Consider the following 21,614-nt stretch of genomic DNA (forward strand, 5'->3'; position numbering starts at 1 on the left):
TTGAGAGTTATTGTAATGCGCGCAGCAGCGCATCGTTGTCGGCGTTATCAGCGATCCGAATATCCTGCCAGCCCAGTTCCCGGGCGTGGTTCGCCAGACGCTCGCTGACGACCAGAAGCCGACAGCGGAGTAACCAGTTTTCGCGATACCAAAGCGGAATCAGCGACCAAAGCTGTTGTAACATTTCACCGCTGGTAACCACCAGCGTATTAATGCCGCGCGCATGCCAGCGCATGGCTTCTTCCGCGCCATCATAGTGTTTCGCACAGCGCTGATAGCACTCCACAAACGTCACGTCTGCGCCGCGTTCGCGCAGCGTCTCGCCCAGCAGTTCGCGGCCACCGTTGCCGCGCAAAATGAGCGCACGCTTTCCGGCAATAGTTTGTAATTCAGGTAATTGTAGCAAGACTTCGCTGATTTCCCGATCTAACGGGTAACGAACATCGATTCCGCTCGCGGTATGTAAGGCCAGCGCCGTGGTGCGCCCGATGGCGAAATAGCGGGGTGCGTGGGGCCAGTTAACGCCCTGCTGTTGTAGCTGCGCATGGGCAAATTCCACGGCATGCTGCGATAGCGCAAAGAGCAGATCACCTTCCTGCAAGGCACGCATCTGGTCAGCGAGCGTAGGCAGCTCGCGACCGGGGGAGAATTCAATCAACGGAAAACTCCAGGCCACCTGCCCCAGTGCGCGCAGACGGCTCACTAACTGCTCTCCTGCGGGAGAAGGGCGGGTGACAAGTATGCTCATGCAGGGGGCTCTCCGTTATAGACCTCAGCCAGAATTTCACGCGCGCCGTTACTCAGCAGCTCTTCCGCCAGCGATACGCCAAGCGCCTCGGCATCCCGCGGCTTGCCGCGACGTTCACCGCGAACCATCTGCGAGCCGTCCGGCGCGCCAACCAGCGCACGCAGCCACAGCTCACCGTCAGTTAATTCAGCATAGCTGCCAATTGGCACCTGACAGCCTCCTTCGAGGCGAGTATTCATCGCGCGCTCGGCTTTTACGCGAACGGCGGTATCGTCATGATTCAGCGGCGCGAGCAGTGCCTGAGTACGCGCATCATCCAGACGACACTCAATGCCGACGGCACCCTGGCCGACGGCGGGGAGCGACAGCTCCGGCGGCAACGCCACGCGAATACGTTCTTCCAGCCCCAGGCGTTTCAGGCCCGCAACCGCAAGAATAATGGCATCGTAGTCGCCGTTATCCAGCTTGCCAAGGCGTGTGCCGACGTTCCCACGCAGCGAGCGAATCACCAGATCCGGGCGACGTTCAGCCAGCTGACACTGGCGGCGTAAACTTGACGTGCCGACCACGCTGCCTGCCGGCAACGCATCAAGCGAGTCATAGCGATTAGAGACAAACGCATCGCGCGGATCCTCGCGCTCGCAGATGGTCACCAGCCCCAGCCCTTCCGGGAACTCAACGGGCACATCCTTCATCGAATGCACGGCGATATCGGCGCGGTTCTCAAGCAATGCCAGCTCCAGCTCTTTGACAAACAGACCCTTTCCGCCCACTTTGGCCAGCGGCGTATCAAGAATGACATCGCCACGCGTGACCATTGGCACCAGCTCAACGCGTAATCCGGTGTGGCAGGCTTCCAGGCGCTGCTTAACATAATGTGCCTGCCAGAGCGCAAGAGGACTTTGGCGTGTGGCAATTCTCAAAACATTGTCTAACATGCTTGTTACCGTCATTATCAATCGCTAACCATCCTAACATTGTTGACACTCGGATGGCAGTTTTACGGTTGATGAAGAGTGAGAGGGACAGGGCGGCGTTCGCGTCAGCCACCGCCGTATTCAGGAATTTACACGTACAGAACGGTGCTACACTTGTATGTAGCGCATCTTTCTTTACGGTCAACCGGCAAGGTGTTAAATTGATCACGTTTTAGACCATTTTTTCGGCTGTACCACCAGAAAAGCAAAAGGCGAAAAAAGGGTAACGGTTATTTTTTGAAATACTGCGGGTCCGCTGCTTTTTCTGTTCTGACTGGCATGCGACACCCGGAAACATCAGGCGATACGTCTTGTACCTCTATATTGAGACTCTGAAACAGAGACTGGATGCCATCAATCAATTGCGCGTGGATCGCGCGCTTGCTGCCATGGGCCCTGCTTTCCAGCAGGTATACAGTCTTCTGCCGACATTGTTGCACTATCACCATCCGCTAATGCCGGGTTACCTTGATGGTAACGTTCCCCAGGGCATTTGCCTCTTCACGCCTGATGAAACCCAACAGCATTACCTGACTGAACTTGAACTTTACCGTGGTATGCCGCCGCAGGTTTCGCCGAAAGGCGAGCTGCCGATTACCGGGGTTTACTCCATGGGCAGCACGTCATCGGTTGGGCAAAGTTGTTCTTCTGACCTGGATATCTGGGTCTGCCATCAGTCCTGGCTCGACAATGAAGAGCGCCAGCTGTTGCAGCGTAAATGCAGTCTGCTGGAGAGCTGGGCGGCGTCGCTCGGCGTGGAAGTGAGCTTCTTCCTGATTGATGAAAACCGTTTCCGCCATAACGAAAGCGGCAGTCTGGGTGGTGAAGACTGCGGCTCGACTCAGCATATTCTGTTGCTGGATGAGTTTTACCGTACAGCGGTTCGCCTGGCCGGAAAACGTATTCTGTGGAATATGGTGCCGTGCGATGAAGAAGAGAATTATGACGACTACGTCATGTCGCTTTACTCGCAGGGCGTACTGACGCCAAACGAGTGGCTGGATCTGGGCGGTCTGAGCTCCCTGTCCGCCGAAGAGTACTTTGGTGCAAGCCTCTGGCAGCTCTATAAGAGCATTGATTCACCGTACAAAGCGGTGCTGAAAACCCTGCTGCTGGAAGCCTACTCCTGGGAATACCCCACCCCGCGTCTGCTGGCGAAAGATATTAAGCAGCGTCTGCACGATGGGGAGATCGTCTCCTACGGGCTTGATGCCTACTGCATGATGCTGGAACGCGTCACCGAATACCTGACGGCCATTGATGACGCCACGCGTCTTGACCTGGTGCGTCGATGTTTCTATCTCAAAGTCTGTGAAAAACTGAGCCGCGAGCGCGCCTGCGTTGGCTGGCGCCGTGAAGTGGTCAGCCAGTTAGTCAAAGAGTGGGGATGGGACGAAGCGCGTCTCGCCATGCTCGACAACCGCGCCAACTGGAAAATCGATCAGGTGCGCGAGGCGCACAACGAGCTGCTTGATGCGATGATGCAGAGCTACCGCAACCTGATCCGCTTTGCCCGCCGTAACAACCTTAGCGTTTCTGCCAGCCCACAGGATATCGGGGTGCTGACCCGTAAACTGTACGCCGCGTTTGAAGCGTTGCCGGGCAAGGTAACGCTGGTGAACCCACAGATTTCGCCTGACCTGTCTGAACCGAATCTGACCTTTATCTACGTGCCGCCGGGCCGCGCAAACCGCACCGGGTGGTATCTGTACAACCGTGCGCCAAGCATGGATTCGATCATCAGCCATCAGCCGCTGGAGTATAACCGCTACCTTAACAAGCTGGTGGCCTGGGCCTGGTTTAACGGCCTTCTCACCTCACGCACCCGGTTGTTTATCAAGGGCAACGAGGTGGTCGATTTAGCCAAGTTGCAGGAGATGGTGGCTGATGTCTCGCACCACTTCCCACTGCGTCTGCCTGCGCCGACGCCAAAAGCGCTCTACAGCCCGTGTGAGATTCGCCATCTGGCGATCATCGTCAACCTGGAATACGACCCGACGGCGGCCTTCCGCAATCAGGTGGTTCACTTTGACTTCCGTAAGCTGGACGTCTTTAGCTTCGGTGAGCAGCAAAACTGCCTGGTGGGCAGCGTGGATCTGCTGTACCGCAACTCGTGGAACGAAGTGCGTACCCTGCACTTTAACGGCGAGCAGGCGATGATCGAGGCGCTGAAAACGATCCTCGGCAAGATGCACCAGGACGCCGCGCCGCCGGACAGCGTGGAGGTGTTCTGCTACAGCCAGCACCTTCGCGGCCTGATTCGTACCCGCGTGCAGCAGCTGGTGTCTGAGTGCATCGAATTGCGTCTTTCCAGCACCCGGAATGAAACCGGACGCTTTAAAGCGCTGCGCGTCTCCGGCCAGACCTGGGGGCTGTTCTTTGAGCGCCTGAACGTGTCGGTGCAGAAGCTGGAGAACGCCATTGAATTCTACGGCGCGATTTCACACAACAAACTGCATGGCCTGTCGGTTCAGGTGGAAACCAACCACGTTAAGCTGCCGCAGGTGGTGGATGGCTTTGCGAGTGAAGGGATTATTCAGTTCTTCTTCGAGGAGTCGGGCGATAACGCCGGGTTTAATATCTACATTCTGGATGAAACCAACCGTGCCGAGGTGTATCACCACTGTGAAGGCAGCAAAGAGGAGCTGGTGCGCGACGTCAGCCGGTTCTATTCATCCTCGCACGATCGCTTTACCTACGGCTCAAGCTTTATCAACTTCAACCTGCCGCAGTTCTACCAGATTGTGAATGTGGATGGACGAGCGCAGGTGATCCCGTTCCGTACGCAGGCGATTACCCCTGCGGTGCCCGCTAACCAGGAAACTGCGCCGCTGTTGCAGCAGTATTTCTCCTGACCCTTTTCGCCGGTTGGCGCTCACGCTTACCCGGACTATGGTTCGAGCCGTTGTAGGCCCGGTAAGGCGTAGCCGCCACCGGGCAACAAAACTACCTGAAACTCACTGCCTCGCCCGCCTGCGCGGTCGCCGCCTGCTCCAGCAGATCCCAGAACGTTTCGCCGCTGCGGTCGCAGACCCACTCGTCACCTTTCAGATCAAAGTGATAGCCGCCCTGTTTCGCCGCCAGCCACACCTGGTGAAGCGGCTCCTGACGGTTAATAATAATCTTGCTGCCGTTTTCGAAGCTTAAGGTCAGGATCCCTCCGTTGATTTCACAATCGATATCGCTGTCGCCGTCCCAGTCGTCGATACGCTCTTCGATGGTCATCCACAGGGTATCGGCAAGGCGATGAAATTCACTGTCGTTCATGGTTTTATTCCTGTTTTTCGTGATGGCGGCAGTATAACGCTAAATAATTCCCGTTGCAGGAAAGCGGCAAACTCTTGCTTTTGTGTCTTCTCCTGCGATGATAGAAACAGATTTGAACTTACGGGCAACCTCTACATGAAAAACGTCTTTCGAACGCTTGCCGTTCTTGTCACTCTGTTTAGCCTGACCGGCTGTGGACTGAAGGGACCACTGTACTTCCCGCCAGAGGATAAAAACGCACCACCGCCGACAAAACCAGTGCAAAGTGGTATCGAGTCATCTACGCCGGATACCAACGATCGCGGCAATAACGGCGGCCCGACTCAGGTCAATCTCTGACAATTACGTTCTGTACCCGCGCAATGGAGCAAATGATGCAGTTCTCTAAAATGCATGGCCTTGGCAACGACTTTATGGTCGTCGACGCGGTAACGCAGAATGTCTTTTTCTCCCCGGAACTGATCCGTCGTCTGGCGGATCGGCACGTGGGCGTGGGGTTTGACCAGCTGCTGGTGGTGGAGCCGCCTTACGATCCTGACCTGGACTTCCACTATCGCATTTTTAACGCCGACGGCAGCGAAGTTTCCCAGTGCGGCAATGGCGCACGCTGTTTTGCCCGCTTTGTTCGGCTGAAAGGGCTGACCAACAAGCGCGATATCCGCGTCAGCACCGCCAATGGCCGGATGGTGCTCAGCGTCACCGACGACGAACTGGTGCGCGTGAACATGGGCGAGCCGAACTTCGAACCCTCTGCCGTGCCGTTTCGCGCCAACAAAGCGGAAAAGACCTATATTATGCGTGCCGCCGAGCAGACAGTATTGTGCGGCGTCGTCTCGATGGGTAACCCGCACTGCGTGATTCAGGTAGATGATGTGCAAACCGCGGCGGTTGAAACGCTCGGCCCGGTGCTGGAAAGCCACGAGCGCTTCCCGGAGCGGGCGAACATCGGTTTCATGCAGGTGGTGAAGCGTGAACACATTCGCCTGCGGGTTTACGAGCGCGGCGCGGGCGAAACCCAGGCCTGCGGAAGCGGTGCCTGTGCGGCGGTGGCCGTCGGTATCTCGCAGGGGTTACTGGCGGAAGAGGTTCGCGTGGAATTACCGGGCGGGCGTCTTGATATCGCCTGGAAAGGAGCGGGTCATCCACTGTACATGACTGGCCCGGCGACACATGTTTATGACGGGTTTATCCATCTATGAAGCAACCAGGGGAAGAACTGCGGGAACCTGTAACGGAGCTGGATGACAGCGCTGTTGTGGATTACCTGCTGCACAATCCTGAGTTTTTTATCCGCAATGCACGCGTCGTCGAAAGGATGCGCGTGCCGCATCCGGTTCGCGAGACCGTGTCGCTGGTCGAATGGCACATGGCGCGCTCGCGCAACCACATCAATCAGCTCGAAGAGAACATGACGCTGCTGATGGAGCAGGCCAGCAATAACGAAAGCCTGTTCTATCGTCTTCTGCACCTTCAGGCGCGTCTGGCTTCCGCGCACAGTCTCGAAGAGTTCCTCAACCGCTTCCACCGCTGGGCGCGCGAGCTGGGGCTGGCAGGCGCGACGATCCGTCTCTTTCCCGACCGCTGGCGCATTGGCGCGCCGTCCGGGTTTACCCATCTGGCGCTGAGCCGTCAGGCGTTTGAGCCGCTGCGCATTCAGCGTCTGGGCCATGAGCACCACTATCTGGGGCCGCTTAACGGGCCAGAACTGCTGGTGGTGCTGCCGGAAGCCAAAGCTATCGGCTCGGTGGCGATGTCGCTGATGGGGCGCGATGGTGACCTGGGTGTGATGTTATTTACCAGCCGCGACGCGCATCATTATGAACAGGGGCAGGGCACGCAACTGTTGCAGGAGATCGCCCTGATGCTGCCTGAGCTGCTGGAGCGCTGGATTGAGCGCGTATGACGGACGGACTGCTCGCCACTGACGTCACCCGTTTTCTGCGCTATCTTGGCGTAGAACGCCAGCTTAGCCCTATTACGCTGCTCAACTATCAGCGTCAGCTTGATGCCATCATGCAGATTGCCGATGAAATCGGTCTTAAAAGCTGGCAACAATGTGACGCCGCCACGGTTCGCGGCTTCGTTGTGCGTAGCCGTAAAAAAAACTTAAGCCCGGCGAGCCTGGCGCTCCGGCTCTCAGCCCTGCGCAGTTTCTTCGACTGGCTGGTCAGCCAGGGCGGTCTGAAAGCCAACCCGGCAAAAGGGATCGCCACGCCAAAGGCCCCGCGTCATCTGCCGAAAAATATCGACGTCGACGACGTAAATCGCCTGCTGGATATCGATCTCAACGATCCGCTGGCCGTGCGCGACCGCGCGATGCTGGAGGTGATGTACGGCGCGGGCCTGCGTCTATCTGAGCTGGTGAACCTCGACTTAAAGCACCTCGATCTGGAATCTGGCGAAGTGTGGGTGATGGGCAAAGGCAGCAAAGAGCGCCGCCTGCCGATCGGCCGCAATGCGGTTTCCTGGATTGAGCACTGGCTGGATCTGCGCGGTCTGTTTGGCGCGGAAGAGGATGCGCTGTTCCTGTCGAAGCTCGGCAAGCGGATCTCGGCGCGTAACGTGCAGAAGCGCTTTGCGGAGTGGGGCATTAAGCAGGGGCTGAACAGCCACGTTCACCCGCATAAGCTGCGCCACTCTTTTGCGACGCACATGCTGGAATCAAGCGGCGACCTGCGCGGCGTACAGGAGCTGCTTGGTCACGCGAATCTGTCGACCACCCAAATCTATACCCACTTAGACTTCCAACACCTTACCTCGGTGTATGACGCGGCGCATCCACGCGCCAAACGGGGGAAATAATGCGTTTTTACCGCCCACTCGGTCAGATCTCAGCCCTGACGTTTGATCTTGATGACACCCTTTACGACAACCGCCCAGTGATCCTGCGTACCGAGCAGGAGTCGCTGGCGTTTGTGCAAAACTACCATCCTGCGCTGAAAGCGATCCAGAACAAAGAGTTCCAGAAGCTGCGTCAGTCCCTGCGGGAAACCGAGCCGGAAATTTACCATGACGTGACCGAATGGCGCCGCCGTGCGGTTGAGCAGGCGATGCTCAATGCCGGCCTGAGCGCGCAGGACGCGGCCATGGGTGCTGAAGCGGCCATGGAAAACTTCGCCAAATGGCGCAGTCGCATCGATGTGCCGCAGGAGACCCACGACACGCTGGCGAAGCTCGCCGAAAAGTGGCCGCTGGTCGCCATCACCAACGGCAACGCTCAGCCTGAACTGTTTGGTCTGGGGAACTATTTTCAGTTCGTGCTGCGCGCGGGCCCGCACGGACGCTCGAAGCCGTTCAACGATATGTATCATCTGGCGGCGGAAAAACTGGATTTGCCGCTCGGTGAGATCCTGCACGTGGGCGACGACCTGACCACGGACGTCGCCGGGGCGATCCGCTGCGGCATGCAGGCCTGCTGGATCAAGCCGGAAAATGCCGATCTGATGACTACCCCGGATAGCCGTCTTCTGCCGCACGTGGAAATTTCACGGTTGGCATCCCTCACGACGCTGATATAATCATCAATTGTTCTGTATAAATTAACAGGGTTTTGGCGAATGGAAACATTTGCCCGCCCGACATGACGTGACGGTGCCAATGGACGTTTCTTACCTGCTCGACAGCCTTAATGACAAACAGCGTGACGCGGTTGCCGCCTCGCGTACAAACCTGCTGGTACTGGCTGGAGCGGGCAGTGGTAAGACGCGCGTGCTGGTTCACCGTATCGCCTGGCTACAGAGCGTGGAGAACTGCTCGCCGTACTCGATTATGGCCGTGACGTTCACCAACAAGGCGGCGGCGGAGATGCGCCACCGTATCGCACAGCTGATGGGCACCAGCCAGGGCGGCATGTGGGTTGGCACCTTCCACGGCCTGGCGCACCGTCTGCTGCGCGCGCACCATATGGACGCTAACCTGCCGCAGGATTTCCAGATCCTCGACAGCGAAGATCAGCTGCGCTTACTGAAACGTCTGATCAAGGCGATGAACCTCGACGAGAAGCAGTGGCCGCCGCGTCAGGCGATGTGGTACATCAACGGTCAGAAAGACGAAGGGCTGCGTCCGCACCACATTCAAAGCTTCGGTAACCCGGTTGAGCAGACCTGGCAGAACGTCTACAAGGCCTATCAGGAAGCGTGCGATCGCGCCGGTCTGGTGGATTTCGCCGAACTGCTGCTGCGCGCCCACGAGCTGTGGCTCAACAAACCACATATCCTGCAACACTACCGTGAACGCTTCACCAACATTCTGGTGGACGAATTCCAGGATACCAACAACATTCAGTACGCGTGGATCCGCCTGCTGGCCGGGGATACCGGCAAGGTGATGATCGTGGGCGATGACGACCAGTCTATCTACGGCTGGCGCGGCGCGCAGGTGGAGAACATCCAGCGCTTTCTCAACGATTTCCCCGGCGCGCAAACCATCCGTCTGGAGCAGAACTACCGTTCTACCAGCAACATACTGAGCGCGGCCAACGCCCTGATTGAGAACAACAACGGGCGACTGGGTAAAAAGCTGTGGACCGATGGCGTCGACGGCGAACCGATTTCGATTTACTGCGCCTTCAACGAGCTCGACGAAGCCCGCTTCGTGGTGAACCGCATTAAAACCTGGCAGGAGAACGGCGGTGCGCTGGAGCAGTGTGCCATTCTCTATCGCAGCAACGCCCAGTCGCGCGTGCTGGAAGAGGCGCTGTTGCAGGTGAGCATGCCGTACCGCATTTATGGCGGTATGCGCTTCTTCGAACGTCAGGAGATCAAAGATGCGCTCTCGTATTTGCGTCTGATTGCCAACCGTAACGACGATGCGGCGTTTGAGCGCGTGGTGAACACGCCGACGCGCGGCATCGGCGATCGTACGCTGGACGTGGTGCGTCAGGCCTCGCGCGATCGTCAGCTCACGCTATGGCAGGCATGCCGCGAGCTGTTACAGGAAAAAGCCCTCGCCGGGCGCGCCGCCAGCGCATTGCAACGCTTCCTGGAGTTAATCGACGCGCTGGCGCAGGAAACGGCCGACATGCCGCTGCACGTCCAGACCGACCGGGTGATCAAAGATTCCGGCCTGCGCACCATGTACGAGCAGGAAAAAGGCGAGAAGGGCCAGACCCGTATTGAGAACTTAGAGGAGCTGGTGACGGCAACGCGCCAGTTCAGCTACAACGAAGAAGACGAAGACCTGATGCCGTTGCAGGCATTTCTCTCTCACGCCGCGCTGGAGGCGGGTGAAGGGCAGGCCGATACCTGGCAGGATGCGGTTCAGCTGATGACCCTGCACTCCGCGAAAGGTCTGGAGTTCCCGCAGGTGTTCATCGTCGGGATGGAAGAGGGGATGTTCCCGAGCCAGATGTCGCTGGATGAAGGCGGGCGTCTGGAAGAGGAACGTCGTCTGGCCTACGTGGGCGTGACCCGTGCGATGCAGAAACTGACCCTGACCTACGCGGAAACCCGCCGCCTGTACGGGAAAGAGGTGTATCACCGTCCGTCGCGCTTTATCGGCGAACTACCGGAAGAGTGTGTGGAAGAGGTGCGCCTGCGCGCAAGCATCAGCCGTCCGGTCAGTCATCAGCGTATGGGCTCGCCAATCTCGGAAACCGATACCGGATACAAGCTGGGCCAGCGCGTGCGCCACTCGAAGTTTGGCGAAGGCACCATCGTCAATCTGGAAGGCAGCGGCGAGCACAGCCGTTTGCAGGTCGCGTTCCAGGGGCAGGGGATCAAATGGCTGGTGGCAGCCTATGCCAAGCTGGAAAGTGTGTAACTTTCAGAAAAATATCACTATTTTGTAATAATCTGCTAGCCTTATACGTTGAAGGTCAATTAATGCCCTTCAGCGTTCCGTTGCGTGTTGACGCCACAGTTATTGCTGGCGTAACATGCGCGCACGATTACGCTAAGAGGACATTCGCCTTGGACACACCCAGTAGATACTGGCTCAATTCCCTGTCATCCAGGAACAACTCCTAAGGCTATCTCCTCTTGCTGATGGCCTTAGTGGTTGTCAGCGACTGCATCATTCCCGTCGCGCTGAGTCAGGCTGTTTAATGGTCTGAAACCCAATTTGTTTCTGTGTGCCCACCGAACTGTCCGATATTTTTTGCATTGGGAGTCCCGGTCATGTTGAGCGCATTTCAACTCGAAAATAACCGACTGACTCGGCTTGAAGCCGAAGAGTCACAGCCCCTCATTGATGCCGTATGGGTGGATCTGGTCGAGCCGGACGACGATGAGCGCCTTCGCGTACAATCTGAACTGGGGCAAAGCCTGGCGACACGCCCGGAACTGGAAGACATCGAAGCATCCGCCCGTTTTTTTGAAGACGAAGACGGCCTGCACATTCACTCCTTCTTCTTCTTCGAAGATGCCGAAGACCACGCGGGGAACTCCACTGTGGCGTTCACCATCCGCGATGGCCGCCTGTTCACCCTGCGCGAGCGCGAACTGCCTGCGTTTCGTCTCTACCGCATGCGCGCCCGCAGCCAGGCGATGATGGACGGTAACGCCTATGAGCTGCTGCTGGATCTGTTCGAAACCAAAATCGAACAGCTGGCGGATGAAATCGAAAACATCTACAGCGACCTGGAAAAGCTGAGCCGCGTGATCATGGAAGGCCATCAGGGCGATGAGTACGACGAAGCGTTGTCCACGCTTGCAGAGCTGGAAGATATCGGCTGGAAGGTGCGTTTGTGTCTGATGGATACCCAGCGCGCGCTGAACTTCCTGGTGCGCAAGGCGCGTCTGCCGGGCGGTCAGCTGGAGCAGGCGCGTGAGATCTTACGCGATATTGAATCCCTGCTGCCGCACAACGAATCCCTGTTCCAGAAGGTCAACTTCCTGATGCAGGCGGCAATGGGCTTTATCAACATCGAGCAGAACCGCATCATCAAGATCTTCTCGGTGGTTTCCGTGGTGTTCCTGCCGCCGACGCTGGTGGCATCCAGCTACGGGATGAACTTTGAGTTTATGCCGGAGCTGAAGTGGAGCTTTGGCTACCCGGGGGCGATTATCTTTATGATCCTCGCCGGGCTGGCGCCGTACCTGTACTTCAAGCGGAAGAACTGGTTGTAAAAATCAGGCGGGTGGCGCTGCGCTTACCCGCCCTACAAAGCACCTAAATTCCTCTGCGAGTCCTGCGCTGGGTATAAATTGCATCCGCAACGAAAATCGCCAGCGCCACCCAGATAAAGGCAAACGTCACCATCTTATCCGCACCCGGCACCTCGCCGTAAAACACCACCGCCAGCAGGAACATCAGCGTCGGGCCGATGTACTGGAAGAAGCCAAGCGTCGAGAGACGCAGACGCGTTGCCGCGCCGGTGAAGCACAGCAGGGGAATCGTCGTGACCACGCCCGCCGCCATCAGCATCAGGTTCAGCGACCATGGGTTGCTGCCCATGTGGCTGGTGGCGCTGTCGGCAATACCGAACAGGTAGATCGCGGCGACAGGCAGCAGCCACAGGGTTTCAAACAGCATTCCCGTCTGCGCTTCCACGGCGATTTTTTTACGCACCAGGCCGTAGAAGGCAAAGCTGAACGCCAGCCCCAGGGCGATAACCGGCAGTGAACCGAAGGTCCACAGCTGCACCAGCACGCCGCAGAGGGCCAGAATCACCGCCACCCACTGCATCCGGCGGAAACGTTCGCCGAGGAAAATCATCCCCAGCACGATGTTCACCAGCGGGTTAATGAAGTAGCCCAGGCTGGCTTCGAGCATGTGATGGTTATTCACCGCCCAGATAAACAGCAGCCAGTTTCCGCCAATCAGCACCGCAGAGAGGGCAAGCAGGAAGACCTTCTTCGGGGTTTTTAGCAGCGTTTTGACGCCTGACCACTGACGGCTGATGCTCATCAGCGCGATCATAAAGAAAAACGACCAGATGACGCGGTGAGTGAGGATCTCGTCCGCCGGGACATAGGCGATAAGCTTGAAGTACGCCGGCGCGATACCCCAAATAAAATAAGCGGCAAGAGCGAGTAAAACGCCCTGCCGCGTCTGTTTAGCATCCATCGGGAAAATCCGTTACAAAAAAGTGAAGTAATTTTACCCGAATTTGCCGCCTCAACCCACCATATAAGTGGCGGTTGCGCTGGCGATATAAACCTGCTCCTCGTTATGCAGCTCAACGCGGGCGACGGCAACTTTATTCCCGGCGCGCAGCAGGCTGCTGGTGCAGGTGAAGCGGTTTCCGCGTCCCGGTCGCAGATAGTCGACGCGTAAATCGATGGTGCCCATGCGCGACAGGCGCTGGCGTAATTCATCTTCGTTGATGGTGTCGTGGCGCGTCAGCGTGCTACCCACGCACACCAGACCGGCCGCCACGTCCAGCGCAGAGGCAATCACCCCGCCGTGCAAAATGCTTTGCGCCCAGTTACCGACCATCATTGGCTGATTATTGAAACTCAGCTGAGCGAAGTCTTTTTCGTATCGCTCCAGCTCAAGACCCAGTGCACGGTTGAATGGCATGTGATACACAAAAATCTCGCCCACGAGCTTTAAGGTTTCTTCGGCGGTGAGTGTGGCTGACATCTGACGTGGCATCCTTGTTGTTAACAAAATGTTGATTTTATGCTTCAGGATAAAGGAATGCCACTTTAAGAAACGAGGAAGCGGAAGTTATCGCAGAAGTCTGTAGAATGCCCGGACAAAACTATTCATTAAATGTCACAATTTCAGGAGAACACCACCGATGCGGACGTATCTGGGTTGGTTACTGGCGGCGGTTGCGCTGCCCCTCACAGCATATGCGCAGGAAGCGACGATCAAAGAAGTGCATGATAAACCTGCCGTTCAGGGCAGCATCATCGCCAATATGCTTCAGGAGCATGACAATCCGTTCACGCTCTACCCCTATGACACAAACTACGTGATCTATACCCAGACCAGCGATCTCAACAAAGAGGCGATAAGCTCCTATAACTGGTCTGACAATGCGCGTAAAGATGAGGTGAAGTTCCAGCTCAGCCTGGCCTTCCCGTTATGGCGCGGCATCCTGGGGCCGAACTCGGTGCTTGGTGCATCTTACACGCAGAAGTCATGGTGGCAGCTCTCCAACAGCGGGGAATCTTCACCGTTCCGCGAAACCAACTATGAACCGCAGCTGTTCCTCGGTTTCGCCACTGATTATGAGTTTGCAGGCTGGACGCTGCGAGACGTGGAGGTGGGCTATAACCACGATTCAAACGGTCGTTCCGACCCAACCTCACGCAGCTGGAATCGCGTCTATACGCGTCTGATGGCGCAGAACGGCAATTTCATGGTGGAAGTGAAGCCGTGGTACGTGGTGGGCAGCACCGATGACAACCCGGATATCACCAAATACATGGGCTATTATCAGCTTAAAGTGGGCTATCAGCTGGGTGACGCGGTGCTGAGCGCCAAAGGGCAGTACAACTGGAATACCGGCTACGGCGGCGCAGAGCTGGGCCTGAGCTACCCGGTGACGAAACACGTTCGTCTCTATACCCAGGTGTATAGCGGTTATGGCGAATCGCTGATCGACTATAACTTCAACCAGACCCGCGTTGGTGTGGGCGTCATGCTGAACGATATTTTCTAAGCTGCTCGAATGTTTTTGCGTTAAACGTTGAAGTTTCTCTCTCAGGCGCTGAAAATAGCGCCTGTTTCATTTCTGGCATATGGGGTTAACGTGGCGCAGGCGGAAGTATTGAATCAGGAATCGCTGGCTAAACAGGTTTTGCATGAAACCTTTGGCTACCAGCAGTTCCGTCCTGGCCAGGAAACCATCATTGAAACCGTGCTGGAAGGCCGCGATTGCCTGGTGGTCATGCCGACCGGCGGCGGAAAATCGCTCTGCTATCAGGTGCCCGCGCTGGTACTTAATGGCCTGACGGTTGTGGTCTCCCCCCTTATTTCCCTGATGAAAGACCAGGTCGACCAGCTGCTTGCCAACGGCGTGGCGGCGGCCTGTCTTAACTCGACGCAAACCCGCGAGCAGCAGCAAGAGGTGATGGCCGGGTGCCGCACCGGGCAGATCCGCCTGCTGTATATCGCGCCAGAGCGCCTGATGCTGGACAACTTCCTCGATCACCTGGCGCACTGGAACCCGGTGCTGCTGGCGGTGGATGAAGCGCACTGTATCTCCCAGTGGGGGCACGATTTCCGCCCGGAATATGCCGCCCTCGGCCAGCTGCGTCAGCGCTTCCCTGAGCTGCCGTTTATGGCGCTTACCGCCACGGCGGATGACACCACGCGTCAGGACATCGTTCGCCTGCTGGGGCTGAAAGACCCCTATATTCAGGTCAGCAGCTTCGACCGGCCGAACATCCGCTATATGCTGATGGAAAAATTCAAGCCGCTGGATCAGCTCCTGCGCTACGTGCAGGAGCAGCGCGGCAAGTCCGGCATCATCTACTGCAACAGCCGCGCGAAGGTGGAAGACACCGCTGCGCGTCTGCAAAATCGCGGCTTTAGCGCGGCGGCATACCATGCCGGGTTAGAAAACCACATCCGCGCCGACGTACAGGAAAAATTCCAGCGCGACGACCTGCAAATCGTGGTCGCAACGGTGGCGTTCGGGATGGGGATCAACAAGCCCAACGTGCGCTTTGTGGTGCACTTTGATATCCCGCGCAATATCGAATCCTATTATCAGGAAACCGGCCGCGCCGGGCGTGATGGCCTGCCTGCGGAAGCGATGCTGTTTTACGATCCGGCGGATATGGCGTGGCTGCGCCGCTGTCTCGAGGAGAAACCGCAAGGGCAGTTGCAGGATATCGAACGCCACAAGCTTAACGCGATGGGTGCCTTCGCCGAAGCGCAAACCTGCCGCCGTCTGGTGCTGCTCAACTACTTTGGTGAAGGGCGACAGGCGCCGTGCGGCAACTGCGATATCTGCCTCGACCCGCCGAAGCAGTACGACGGTCTGATGGACGCGCGCAAAGCGCTCTCGACTATCGGACGCGTGAACCAGCGCTTTGGGATGGGCTACGTCGTCGAAGTGCTGCGTGGGGCTAACAACCAGCGTATCCGCGACATGGGGCACGACAAGCTGCCGGTTTACGGCATCGGGAAAGACCAGAGCCACGAGCACTGGGTAAGCATCATCCGCCAGCTGATCCATCTCGGCTTTGCCACGCAAAATATTGCTCAGCACTCTGCGCTTCAGCTTACCGAAGCGGCGCGACCGGTCCTGCGCGGTGAGGTTGAACTGAAGCTCGCCGTTCCGCGCGTCGTCGCCCTGAAGCCGCGCGTGATGCAGAAATCCTACGGCGGCAACTACGATCGCAAGCTGTTCGCCAAGCTGCGCAAGCTGCGTAAAGCCATTGCCGATGAAGAGAACATCCCGCCATACGTGGTGTTCAATGACGCGACGCTGATCGAGATGGCCGAGCAAATGCCACTCAGCGCCAGCGAGATGCTCAGCGTCAACGGCGTCGGCACGCGCAAGCTGGAGCGCTTTGGTAAAGAGTTTATGGCGCTTATCCGTTCCCACGCTGATGGTGATGATGAGGAGTAGTCAGCCGGGCGAAAAAGTGCCAGGATGATGACTCACTACATTATTTCCCCGCGAGCTAATTATGTTAATGCTATTTCTCACCGTGGCGTTAGTGCACATCGTTGCGCTGATGAGCCCTGGCCCTGACTTCTTCTTCGTGTCACAAACGGCCGTCAGCCGCTCCCGCAAAGAGGCGATGATGGGTGTGCTCGGTATCACCATGGGCGTTATGGTCTGGGCGGCGGTTGCGCTGCTTGGTCTGAACCTGATCCTGGCGAAAATGGCGTGGCTGCATAACATCATCATGGTTGGCGGCGGTCTGTACCTGTGCTGGATGGGCTACCAGATGCTGCGCGGGGCGCTGAAGAAAGAAGAGAAAAAGCCGGAAGAGCCAAAGGTTGAGCTGGCAACGGGCGGCCGTAGCTTTGTGAAAGGGCTGCTGACTAACCTGGCGAACCCGAAAGCGATTATTTACTTCGGCTCTGTGTTCTCGCTGTTTGTAGGGGATAACGTCGGTGCGGGCGCGCGCTGGGGGATCTTCCTGCTAATCGTTGTTGAGACGTTCGCCTGGTTTACCGTTGTGGCAAGCCTGTTTGCTTTACCGGCGATGCGTCGCGGCTACCAGCGCATCGCGAAGTGGATCGACGGCTTTGCCGGCGCACTGTTCGCCGGCTTCGGCATTCATCTCATCATTTCTCGCTAAGCATGACGCGCTGACGCAAGCAGCGCGCCAACCAGCATAAACAGCGAACCAAAGACTTTGTTCAGGGCCTTCATCTGCTTAGGCCCTTTGATCCACGCCGCAATTCGCTGCGCCAGCGTCGCGTAACCAATCATCACAATGATATCGACAATAATGGTGGTCGCGCCCAGCACCACGTACTGCATCACCTGGGGCTGATGCGGCACGATAAACTGCGGGAACAGGGCGGCGAGGAACACAATGCTTTTCGGGTTGGTCAGGTTAACGAATACCGCGCGCTTAAACAGGTGGCCGCGTGATTGCGTCCGGGAGAGCGTATGCAGATCAATCGAGCCTGCGGCGCGCCACTGTTGAATACCCAGCCAGATAAGATACGCTGCGCCAGCCCATTTCAGCACCTCGAAGGCCAGCACCGAACGGGAGAACAGCGTGCCCAGACCAATCCCCACCAGCACAATGTGAATGCCAAGCCCTGTCTGTAAACCGGCAATTGACGCCGCCGCGCCGCGATAGCCGTGATTAATGGAGGTGGTCATGGTGTTGATTGCGCCCGAGCCAGGTGAAAGGCTGAGGATGATGGATGTCAGCAGGTAAGCGAACCACCACTCGAAGGTCATTTGAAACTCCCGGATCGTCTGTTTTTATGCCACAATACGCTATTGTTGAGTCATTTTGTGACCGGTGACGAAAAAAACGATATTCCCTGAATTACGGGGGGTGGAAACCCAATGTTTCAGCAGAAAAAGGACTGGGAAACACGAGAAAACGCATTTGCTGCTTTCTCCATGGGGCCGCTGACCGATTTCTGGCGCCAGCGTGAGGAAGATGAGTTTATGGGCGTCGGGGATATCCCGGTACGCTTCGTTCGTTTCCATGATGAAAAAAATGACCGGGTGATTGTGGTTTGCCCCGGGCGCATCGAAAGCTATATCAAATATGCCGAGCTGGCGTATGACCTGTTCCATCTGGGCTTTGATGTGTTAATTATCGACCATCGCGGGCAGGGGCTTTCCGGCCGGATGCTGCCGGATACCCATCGCGGTCACGTGGATAACTTCAGCGATTACGTCGACGATCTGGCCGCGTTCTGGCAGCAGGAAGTGCAGCCCGGACCGTGGCGCAAGCGTTATATTCTTGCCCACTCCATGGGGGGCGCGATCTCGACGTTGTTTTTGCAGCGCCATAAGCACCAGTGCGACGCCATTGCGCTGACCGCGCCGATGTACGGCATTGTGATACGTTTTCCTGACTGGATGGTGCGCCATCTTCTCGACTGGGCTGAGGGCCATCAGCGCATTCGTGAAGGCTATGCCATAGGAACAGGACGCTGGCGGGCGTTGCCGTTTGCCATCAACGTGTTAACCCACAGTCGGCAGCGTTATCGCCGCAACCTGCGTTTTTATGCCGATGAACCGCGTCTGCGGGTCGGCGGCCCCACCTGGCACTGGGTGCGGGAAGGTATTCATGCCGGTGAGCAGGTGCTGGCGGGCGTAGGCGATGATGACACGCCGACGCTCCTGATCCAGGCGGAAGAAGAGCGTGTGGTGGATAACCGCATGCATGACCGCTATTGTGAACTTCGCGCCGCGGCGGGCCATCCCTGTGAAGGGGGTAAACCGCTGGTCATCAACGGTGCGTACCATGAGATCCTTTTTGAAAAGGACGCTATGCGCTCAGTCGCGCTCAACGCCATTGTTGAATTTTTCAACAGGCATAACTGATTATTGTTTTCCACCAGAGGTTGAAATCCCTATGTACCAGGTTGTTGCATCTGATTTAGATGGCACGCTGCTTTCCCCCGACCACACACTGTCGCCTTATGCGAAAGAGACCTTAAAACTCCTGACTGCCCGTGGCGTGAACTTTGTGTTCGCCACCGGCCGCCACCACGTGGACGTGGGGCAGATCCGCGATAACCTGGAGATCAAGTCGTACATGATCACCTCCAACGGTGCGCGCGTACACGACACGGACGGCAACCTGATTTTTACCCACAATCTCGATCGCGACATCGCCACTGATTTGTTCGGCATTGTGCATAACAACCCGGATATCGTCACTAACGTTTACCGCGACGACGAGTGGTTTATGAACCGTCATCGCCCGGACGAAATGCGTTTCTTCAAGGAAGCCGTCTTCAACTACTCCCTGTATGAACCGGGTTTGCTGGATCCTGAAGGGATCAGCAAGGTGTTCTTTACCTGCGAAAGTCACGAAGCGCTGCTTCCGCTGGAGCAGGCGATCAACGCCCGCTGGGGAGACCGCGTGAACGTGAGCTTCTCCACGCTGACTTGTCTGGAAGTGATGGCGGGCGGGGTGTCCAAAGGTCACGCGCTGGAAGCGGTCGCGAAGCGTCTGGGCTTTGATCTGAAAGACTGCATCGCGTTCGGCGATGGCATGAACGATGCCGAGATGCTCTCCATGGCGGGCAAAGGCTGCATCATGCAGAACGCGCACCAGCGCCTGAAAGATCTGCACCCGGAGCTGGAAGTGATTGGCACCAACGCAGACAACGCGGTACCTAAGTATTTGCGCAAACTGTTCCTTGAATAATCTTCATTTGATTATTTATTGTTCAGATGTCAACTAAAGAGTTCGCTACAATGCCTCTCCTTCTTTCTGAGAGACAAGCATTGTGGCGCTACTCATTATCACCACTATCCTGTGGGCCTTCTCCTTTAGCCTGATTGGCGAATACCTTGCCGGATCGGTCGACAGCTACTTTTCGGTGCTGATGCGTGTGGGGCTGGCGGCGCTGGTGTTCCTGCCGTTCCTGCGTACCCGCGGGCAATCGCTGAAAACCATTCTGCTGTATATGCTGGTGGGCGCGATGCAGCTCGGCATCATGTACCTGTTCAGCTTCCGGGCTTACGTCTACCTCTCCGTCTCGGAATTTCTGCTCTTTACCGTGCTCACGCCGCTCTATATCACGCTGATTTACGACCTGCTCAGCAGGCGCCGCCTGCGCTGGGGATATCTGCTGAGCGCGGCGCTGGCAGTCATTGGCGCGGCGATAATTCGCTATGACAAGGTGAGCGATCACTTCTGGACCGGGCTGATGTTCGTCCAGCTCGCCAATATCAGCTTCGCCATCGGGATGGTGGGCTACAAACGCCTCATGGAGACCCGCCCGATGCCGCAGCATAACGCGTTTGCGTGGTTCTATATGGGCGCGGCGATTGTCGCGATTGCGGCATGGTTTATGCTCGGCAACCCGCAAAAGCTGCCGACCACCCCCGTGCAGTGGAGCGTTCTGGTCTGGCTGGGCGTGGTGGCCTCGGGGCTGGGCTACTTTATGTGGAACTACGGCGCGACGCAGGTAGACGCCGGAACGCTGGGGATCATGAACAACGTGCACGTGCCGGCGGGGCTACTGGTGAACCTCGCCATCTGGCAGGAACAGCCGCACTGGCCGAGTTTCCTTATTGGGGGAACGGTGATCCTGGCTTCGCTGTGGGTACATCGCCGCTGGGTCGCTCCGCGCTCCGCACAAACGGAAGATGGTCGCACGCGTGGTTCCGCGCTGAGCGAATAAACGCTTCCGTAATCGGCTGACGCTGCTCGCCGTCGCGCACGGCGGCGTACAGCCGGCTCCACAGTCCTTCACCCAGGGTTTTGGTAACCACCAGACCCTGGCGTTCAACCGTCTCGACCACCCAGTGCGGCAGCGCCGCAATTCCCATTCTGGCCGCCACCATCTGAATTAACAGCAGCGTGTTATCCACGCTCTTCAGCTGTGGGCTGATGCCTGCGGGTTGCAGGAAATGGCGCCAGATATCCAGACGACTGCGCTGTACCGGGTAAATCAGCAGCGTCTCCGTTGCCAGATCTTCCGGCGTGATGCGCGTTTTGGCGGCCAGCGGATGGTCCGGGGCCAGCACCAGACGTACCTCAAAATCAAACATTGGCGAATAGTGCAGACCGCTGCGCGGCAGAATATCTGAGGTCATCACCAGATCCAGCTCACCCTGCTGAAGCGACGGCTGCGGATCAAACGTGACGCCGGACTTGAAGTCCATCTCCACCTGCGGCCACTTCTGGCGGAAGTTCTCAAGCGCGGGGGTCAGCCACTGAATACAGCTGTGACACTCAATGGCGATGCGCAGGGTGGTCTGCTGCGGCTCGTTGCAGGACTGCAACGCGCTGGCAATCTGCGGCAGCACCTGGTTCGCCAGCTGAAGCAAAATTTCGCCCTGCGGCGTAAAGCGCAAAGGCTGGCTCTTACGCACAAAAAGACGAAAGCCGAGGCGTTGTTCCAGATCGCTGAACTGGTGAGAAAGGGCAGACTGAGTCTGGTGCAGCGTGGCCGCTGCCGCCGCAAGAGAACCGCAGTTCCGCAACGCTTGTAGCGTTTTCAGGTGTTTTATCTCGATCATGAAAGTCCTTCACTTCGCCATGAACATTTTGCGCTTGAGGAATATACAGTACCTGCCAATTATAGATGTGTAAACATCTGGACGTCTA

The 21,614-nt window shown here is 57.3% G+C and carries 22 protein-coding genes; 15 read left to right on the forward strand and 7 right to left on the reverse strand.

From position 1 onward, the window contains the following. Nucleotides 1-7: 7 nt before the first annotated feature. Complete coding sequence (gene hemD, locus BFV65_RS00840) at nucleotides 8-748, reverse strand: uroporphyrinogen-III synthase (RefSeq protein WP_023299041.1); 741 nt, start codon at nucleotides 746-748, stop codon at nucleotides 8-10. Next, nucleotides 745-1,686, reverse strand: a complete 942-nt coding sequence (gene hemC / locus BFV65_RS00845; RefSeq protein WP_058646809.1) for a hydroxymethylbilane synthase — start codon at nucleotides 1,684-1,686, stop codon at nucleotides 745-747. Before hemC ends, hemD begins: the two co-directional genes overlap by 4 nt. 350 nt (nucleotides 1,687-2,036) lie before the next feature. Here hemC and cyaA point away from each other — a divergent pair, with 350 nt between their 5' ends. Next, nucleotides 2,037-4,580: a class I adenylate cyclase gene (cyaA, locus tag BFV65_RS00850; protein ID WP_022646660.1), complete on the forward strand. Its 2,544-nt coding sequence runs from the start codon at nucleotides 2,037-2,039 to the stop codon at nucleotides 4,578-4,580. 91 nt (nucleotides 4,581-4,671) lie between these two features. Here the strand turns inward: cyaA and cyaY are convergent, their stop codons facing one another. After that, a complete protein-coding gene (cyaY, locus tag BFV65_RS00855) occupies nucleotides 4,672-4,992 on the reverse strand; it encodes an iron donor protein CyaY (RefSeq protein ID WP_006812374.1) in 321 nt (106 codons plus the stop codon). A 135-nt stretch (nucleotides 4,993-5,127) separates the two neighbouring features. Between cyaY and lptM the strand changes: the two genes are divergently transcribed. The 8 genes from lptM (at nucleotide 5,128) to corA (ending at nucleotide 12,059) form a co-directional block, all read left to right on the forward strand. Continuing rightward, the gene (gene lptM / locus BFV65_RS00860; RefSeq protein WP_006812373.1) at nucleotides 5,128-5,331 is read left to right on the forward strand and encodes an LPS translocon maturation chaperone LptM; all 204 of its coding nucleotides are present in this window, start codon (nucleotides 5,128-5,130) and stop codon (nucleotides 5,329-5,331) included. Nucleotides 5,332-5,366: 35 nt separating this feature from the next. Further along, nucleotides 5,367-6,191, forward strand: a complete 825-nt coding sequence (dapF, locus tag BFV65_RS00865) for a diaminopimelate epimerase (RefSeq protein ID WP_022646661.1) — start codon at nucleotides 5,367-5,369, stop codon at nucleotides 6,189-6,191. Beyond that, nucleotides 6,188-6,895, forward strand: coding sequence for a DUF484 domain-containing protein (locus tag BFV65_RS00870; protein WP_023295731.1), 708 nt, complete (start codon nucleotides 6,188-6,190; stop codon nucleotides 6,893-6,895). The genes dapF and BFV65_RS00870 overlap by 4 nt, the downstream gene beginning before the upstream one ends. Next, nucleotides 6,892-7,794, forward strand: a complete 903-nt coding sequence (gene xerC, locus BFV65_RS00875) for a tyrosine recombinase XerC (RefSeq protein ID WP_069596133.1) — start codon at nucleotides 6,892-6,894, stop codon at nucleotides 7,792-7,794. Before BFV65_RS00870 ends, xerC begins: the two co-directional genes overlap by 4 nt. Next, nucleotides 7,794-8,510, forward strand: coding sequence for a 5-amino-6-(5-phospho-D-ribitylamino)uracil phosphatase YigB (gene yigB, locus BFV65_RS00880; RefSeq protein WP_022646664.1), 717 nt, complete (start codon nucleotides 7,794-7,796; stop codon nucleotides 8,508-8,510). The genes xerC and yigB overlap by 1 nt, the downstream gene beginning before the upstream one ends. Nucleotides 8,511-8,589: 79 nt before the next feature. Next, a complete protein-coding gene (gene uvrD, locus BFV65_RS00885; protein WP_017383586.1) occupies nucleotides 8,590-10,752 on the forward strand; it encodes a DNA helicase II in 2,163 nt (720 codons plus the stop codon). 149 nt (nucleotides 10,753-10,901) lie between these two features. Further along, nucleotides 10,902-10,958, forward strand: a complete 57-nt coding sequence (ysgD, locus tag BFV65_RS23340; RefSeq protein ID WP_212743980.1) for a YsgD/CorL family protein — start codon at nucleotides 10,902-10,904, stop codon at nucleotides 10,956-10,958. Between the two features lie 150 nt (nucleotides 10,959-11,108). Next, complete coding sequence (gene corA / locus BFV65_RS00890; RefSeq protein ID WP_003860807.1) at nucleotides 11,109-12,059, forward strand: magnesium/cobalt transporter CorA; 951 nt, start codon at nucleotides 11,109-11,111, stop codon at nucleotides 12,057-12,059. A gap of 43 nt (nucleotides 12,060-12,102) precedes the next feature. Here corA and rarD read toward each other — a convergent pair whose 3' ends face one another. Together rarD and yigI are read right to left on the reverse strand one after the other, a co-directional pair. Continuing rightward, nucleotides 12,103-12,999 (reverse strand): EamA family transporter RarD, encoded by an 897-nt coding sequence (gene rarD / locus BFV65_RS00895; protein WP_023299047.1) that lies wholly within the window; start codon nucleotides 12,997-12,999, stop codon nucleotides 12,103-12,105. Between the two features lie 51 nt (nucleotides 13,000-13,050). Further along, nucleotides 13,051-13,518, reverse strand: coding sequence for an acyl-CoA thioesterase YigI (yigI, locus tag BFV65_RS00900; RefSeq protein WP_006812366.1), 468 nt, complete (start codon nucleotides 13,516-13,518; stop codon nucleotides 13,051-13,053). 160 nt (nucleotides 13,519-13,678) lie between these two features. Here yigI and pldA point away from each other — a divergent pair, with 160 nt between their 5' ends. The 3 genes from pldA to rhtC all read left to right on the forward strand — a co-directional run bounded on the left by pldA (nucleotide 13,679) and on the right by rhtC (nucleotide 17,150). Beyond that, nucleotides 13,679-14,548: a phospholipase A gene (gene pldA, locus BFV65_RS00905; RefSeq protein ID WP_022646666.1), complete on the forward strand. Its 870-nt coding sequence runs from the start codon at nucleotides 13,679-13,681 to the stop codon at nucleotides 14,546-14,548. 90 nt (nucleotides 14,549-14,638) lie between these two features. Continuing rightward, nucleotides 14,639-16,468: an ATP-dependent DNA helicase RecQ gene (gene recQ, locus BFV65_RS00910; RefSeq protein WP_032626543.1), complete on the forward strand. Its 1,830-nt coding sequence runs from the start codon at nucleotides 14,639-14,641 to the stop codon at nucleotides 16,466-16,468. A 61-nt stretch (nucleotides 16,469-16,529) separates the two neighbouring features. Next, on the forward strand, nucleotides 16,530-17,150 hold the full coding sequence (gene rhtC / locus BFV65_RS00915; protein ID WP_006179256.1) for a threonine export protein RhtC: 621 nt from the start codon (nucleotides 16,530-16,532) through the stop codon (nucleotides 17,148-17,150). Here rhtC and rhtB read toward each other — a convergent pair. After that, complete coding sequence (rhtB, locus tag BFV65_RS00920; protein WP_038415047.1) at nucleotides 17,147-17,767, reverse strand: homoserine/homoserine lactone efflux protein; 621 nt, start codon at nucleotides 17,765-17,767, stop codon at nucleotides 17,147-17,149. The genes rhtC and rhtB overlap by 4 nt on opposite strands. Before the next feature lie 111 nt (nucleotides 17,768-17,878). On the opposite strand from rhtB, the gene pldB reads away from it, so the two are divergent. The 3 genes from pldB (at nucleotide 17,879) to BFV65_RS00935 (ending at nucleotide 20,685) form a co-directional block, all read left to right on the forward strand. Next, a complete protein-coding gene (gene pldB / locus BFV65_RS00925; RefSeq protein ID WP_022646668.1) occupies nucleotides 17,879-18,871 on the forward strand; it encodes a lysophospholipase L2 in 993 nt (330 codons plus the stop codon). 31 nt (nucleotides 18,872-18,902) lie between these two features. Beyond that, on the forward strand, nucleotides 18,903-19,703 hold the full coding sequence (gene yigL, locus BFV65_RS00930) for a sugar/pyridoxal phosphate phosphatase YigL (RefSeq protein WP_023299050.1): 801 nt from the start codon (nucleotides 18,903-18,905) through the stop codon (nucleotides 19,701-19,703). 82 nt (nucleotides 19,704-19,785) lie between these two features. Further along, nucleotides 19,786-20,685, forward strand: coding sequence for a carboxylate/amino acid/amine transporter (locus BFV65_RS00935; RefSeq protein WP_003860795.1), 900 nt, complete (start codon nucleotides 19,786-19,788; stop codon nucleotides 20,683-20,685). On the opposite strand, the gene metR is transcribed toward BFV65_RS00935, so the two are convergent. Next, nucleotides 20,573-21,526 carry an HTH-type transcriptional regulator MetR gene (gene metR / locus BFV65_RS00940; RefSeq protein WP_015570000.1) on the reverse strand — a complete coding sequence of 318 codons (954 nt, stop codon included), beginning with the start codon at nucleotides 21,524-21,526 and terminating at the stop codon, nucleotides 20,573-20,575. The two genes, BFV65_RS00935 and metR, sit on opposite strands and share 113 nt — an antisense overlap. Nucleotides 21,527-21,614 lie beyond the last annotated feature (88 nt).

Origin of the sequence: Enterobacter hormaechei subsp. hoffmannii, from assembly GCF_001729745.1 — a bacterium.
GTDB classification, from domain to species: Bacteria; Pseudomonadota; Gammaproteobacteria; order Enterobacterales; family Enterobacteriaceae; genus Enterobacter; species Enterobacter intestinihominis.

Bases quoted from the DNA above. Each gene is read 5' to 3' on its own strand.
- pldB (WP_022646668.1), top strand. From the start codon at position 17,879: ATGTTTCAGCAGAAAAAGGACTGGGAAACACGAGAAAACGCATTTGCT.
- rhtC (WP_006179256.1), top strand. From the start codon at position 16,530: ATGTTAATGCTATTTCTCACCGTGGCGTTAGTGCACATCGTTGCGCTG.
- yigI (WP_006812366.1), bottom strand. From the start codon at position 13,518: ATGTCAGCCACACTCACCGCCGAAGAAACCTTAAAGCTCGTGGGCGAG.
- lptM (WP_006812373.1), top strand. From the start codon at position 5,128: ATGAAAAACGTCTTTCGAACGCTTGCCGTTCTTGTCACTCTGTTTAGC.
- xerC (WP_069596133.1), top strand. From the start codon at position 6,892: ATGACGGACGGACTGCTCGCCACTGACGTCACCCGTTTTCTGCGCTAT.
- dapF (WP_022646661.1), top strand. From the start codon at position 5,367: ATGCAGTTCTCTAAAATGCATGGCCTTGGCAACGACTTTATGGTCGTC.
- uvrD (WP_017383586.1), top strand. From the start codon at position 8,590: ATGGACGTTTCTTACCTGCTCGACAGCCTTAATGACAAACAGCGTGAC.
- BFV65_RS00870 (WP_023295731.1), top strand. From the start codon at position 6,188: ATGAAGCAACCAGGGGAAGAACTGCGGGAACCTGTAACGGAGCTGGAT.
- yigB (WP_022646664.1), top strand. From the start codon at position 7,794: ATGCGTTTTTACCGCCCACTCGGTCAGATCTCAGCCCTGACGTTTGAT.
- pldA (WP_022646666.1), top strand. From the start codon at position 13,679: ATGCGGACGTATCTGGGTTGGTTACTGGCGGCGGTTGCGCTGCCCCTC.
- hemD (WP_023299041.1), bottom strand. From the start codon at position 748: ATGAGCATACTTGTCACCCGCCCTTCTCCCGCAGGAGAGCAGTTAGTG.
- rhtB (WP_038415047.1), bottom strand. From the start codon at position 17,767: ATGACCTTCGAGTGGTGGTTCGCTTACCTGCTGACATCCATCATCCTC.
- hemC (WP_058646809.1), bottom strand. From the start codon at position 1,686: ATGTTAGACAATGTTTTGAGAATTGCCACACGCCAAAGTCCTCTTGCG.
- metR (WP_015570000.1), bottom strand. From the start codon at position 21,526: ATGATCGAGATAAAACACCTGAAAACGCTACAAGCGTTGCGGAACTGC.
- rarD (WP_023299047.1), bottom strand. From the start codon at position 12,999: ATGGATGCTAAACAGACGCGGCAGGGCGTTTTACTCGCTCTTGCCGCT.
- corA (WP_003860807.1), top strand. From the start codon at position 11,109: ATGTTGAGCGCATTTCAACTCGAAAATAACCGACTGACTCGGCTTGAA.
- cyaY (WP_006812374.1), bottom strand. From the start codon at position 4,992: ATGAACGACAGTGAATTTCATCGCCTTGCCGATACCCTGTGGATGACC.
- yigL (WP_023299050.1), top strand. From the start codon at position 18,903: ATGTACCAGGTTGTTGCATCTGATTTAGATGGCACGCTGCTTTCCCCC.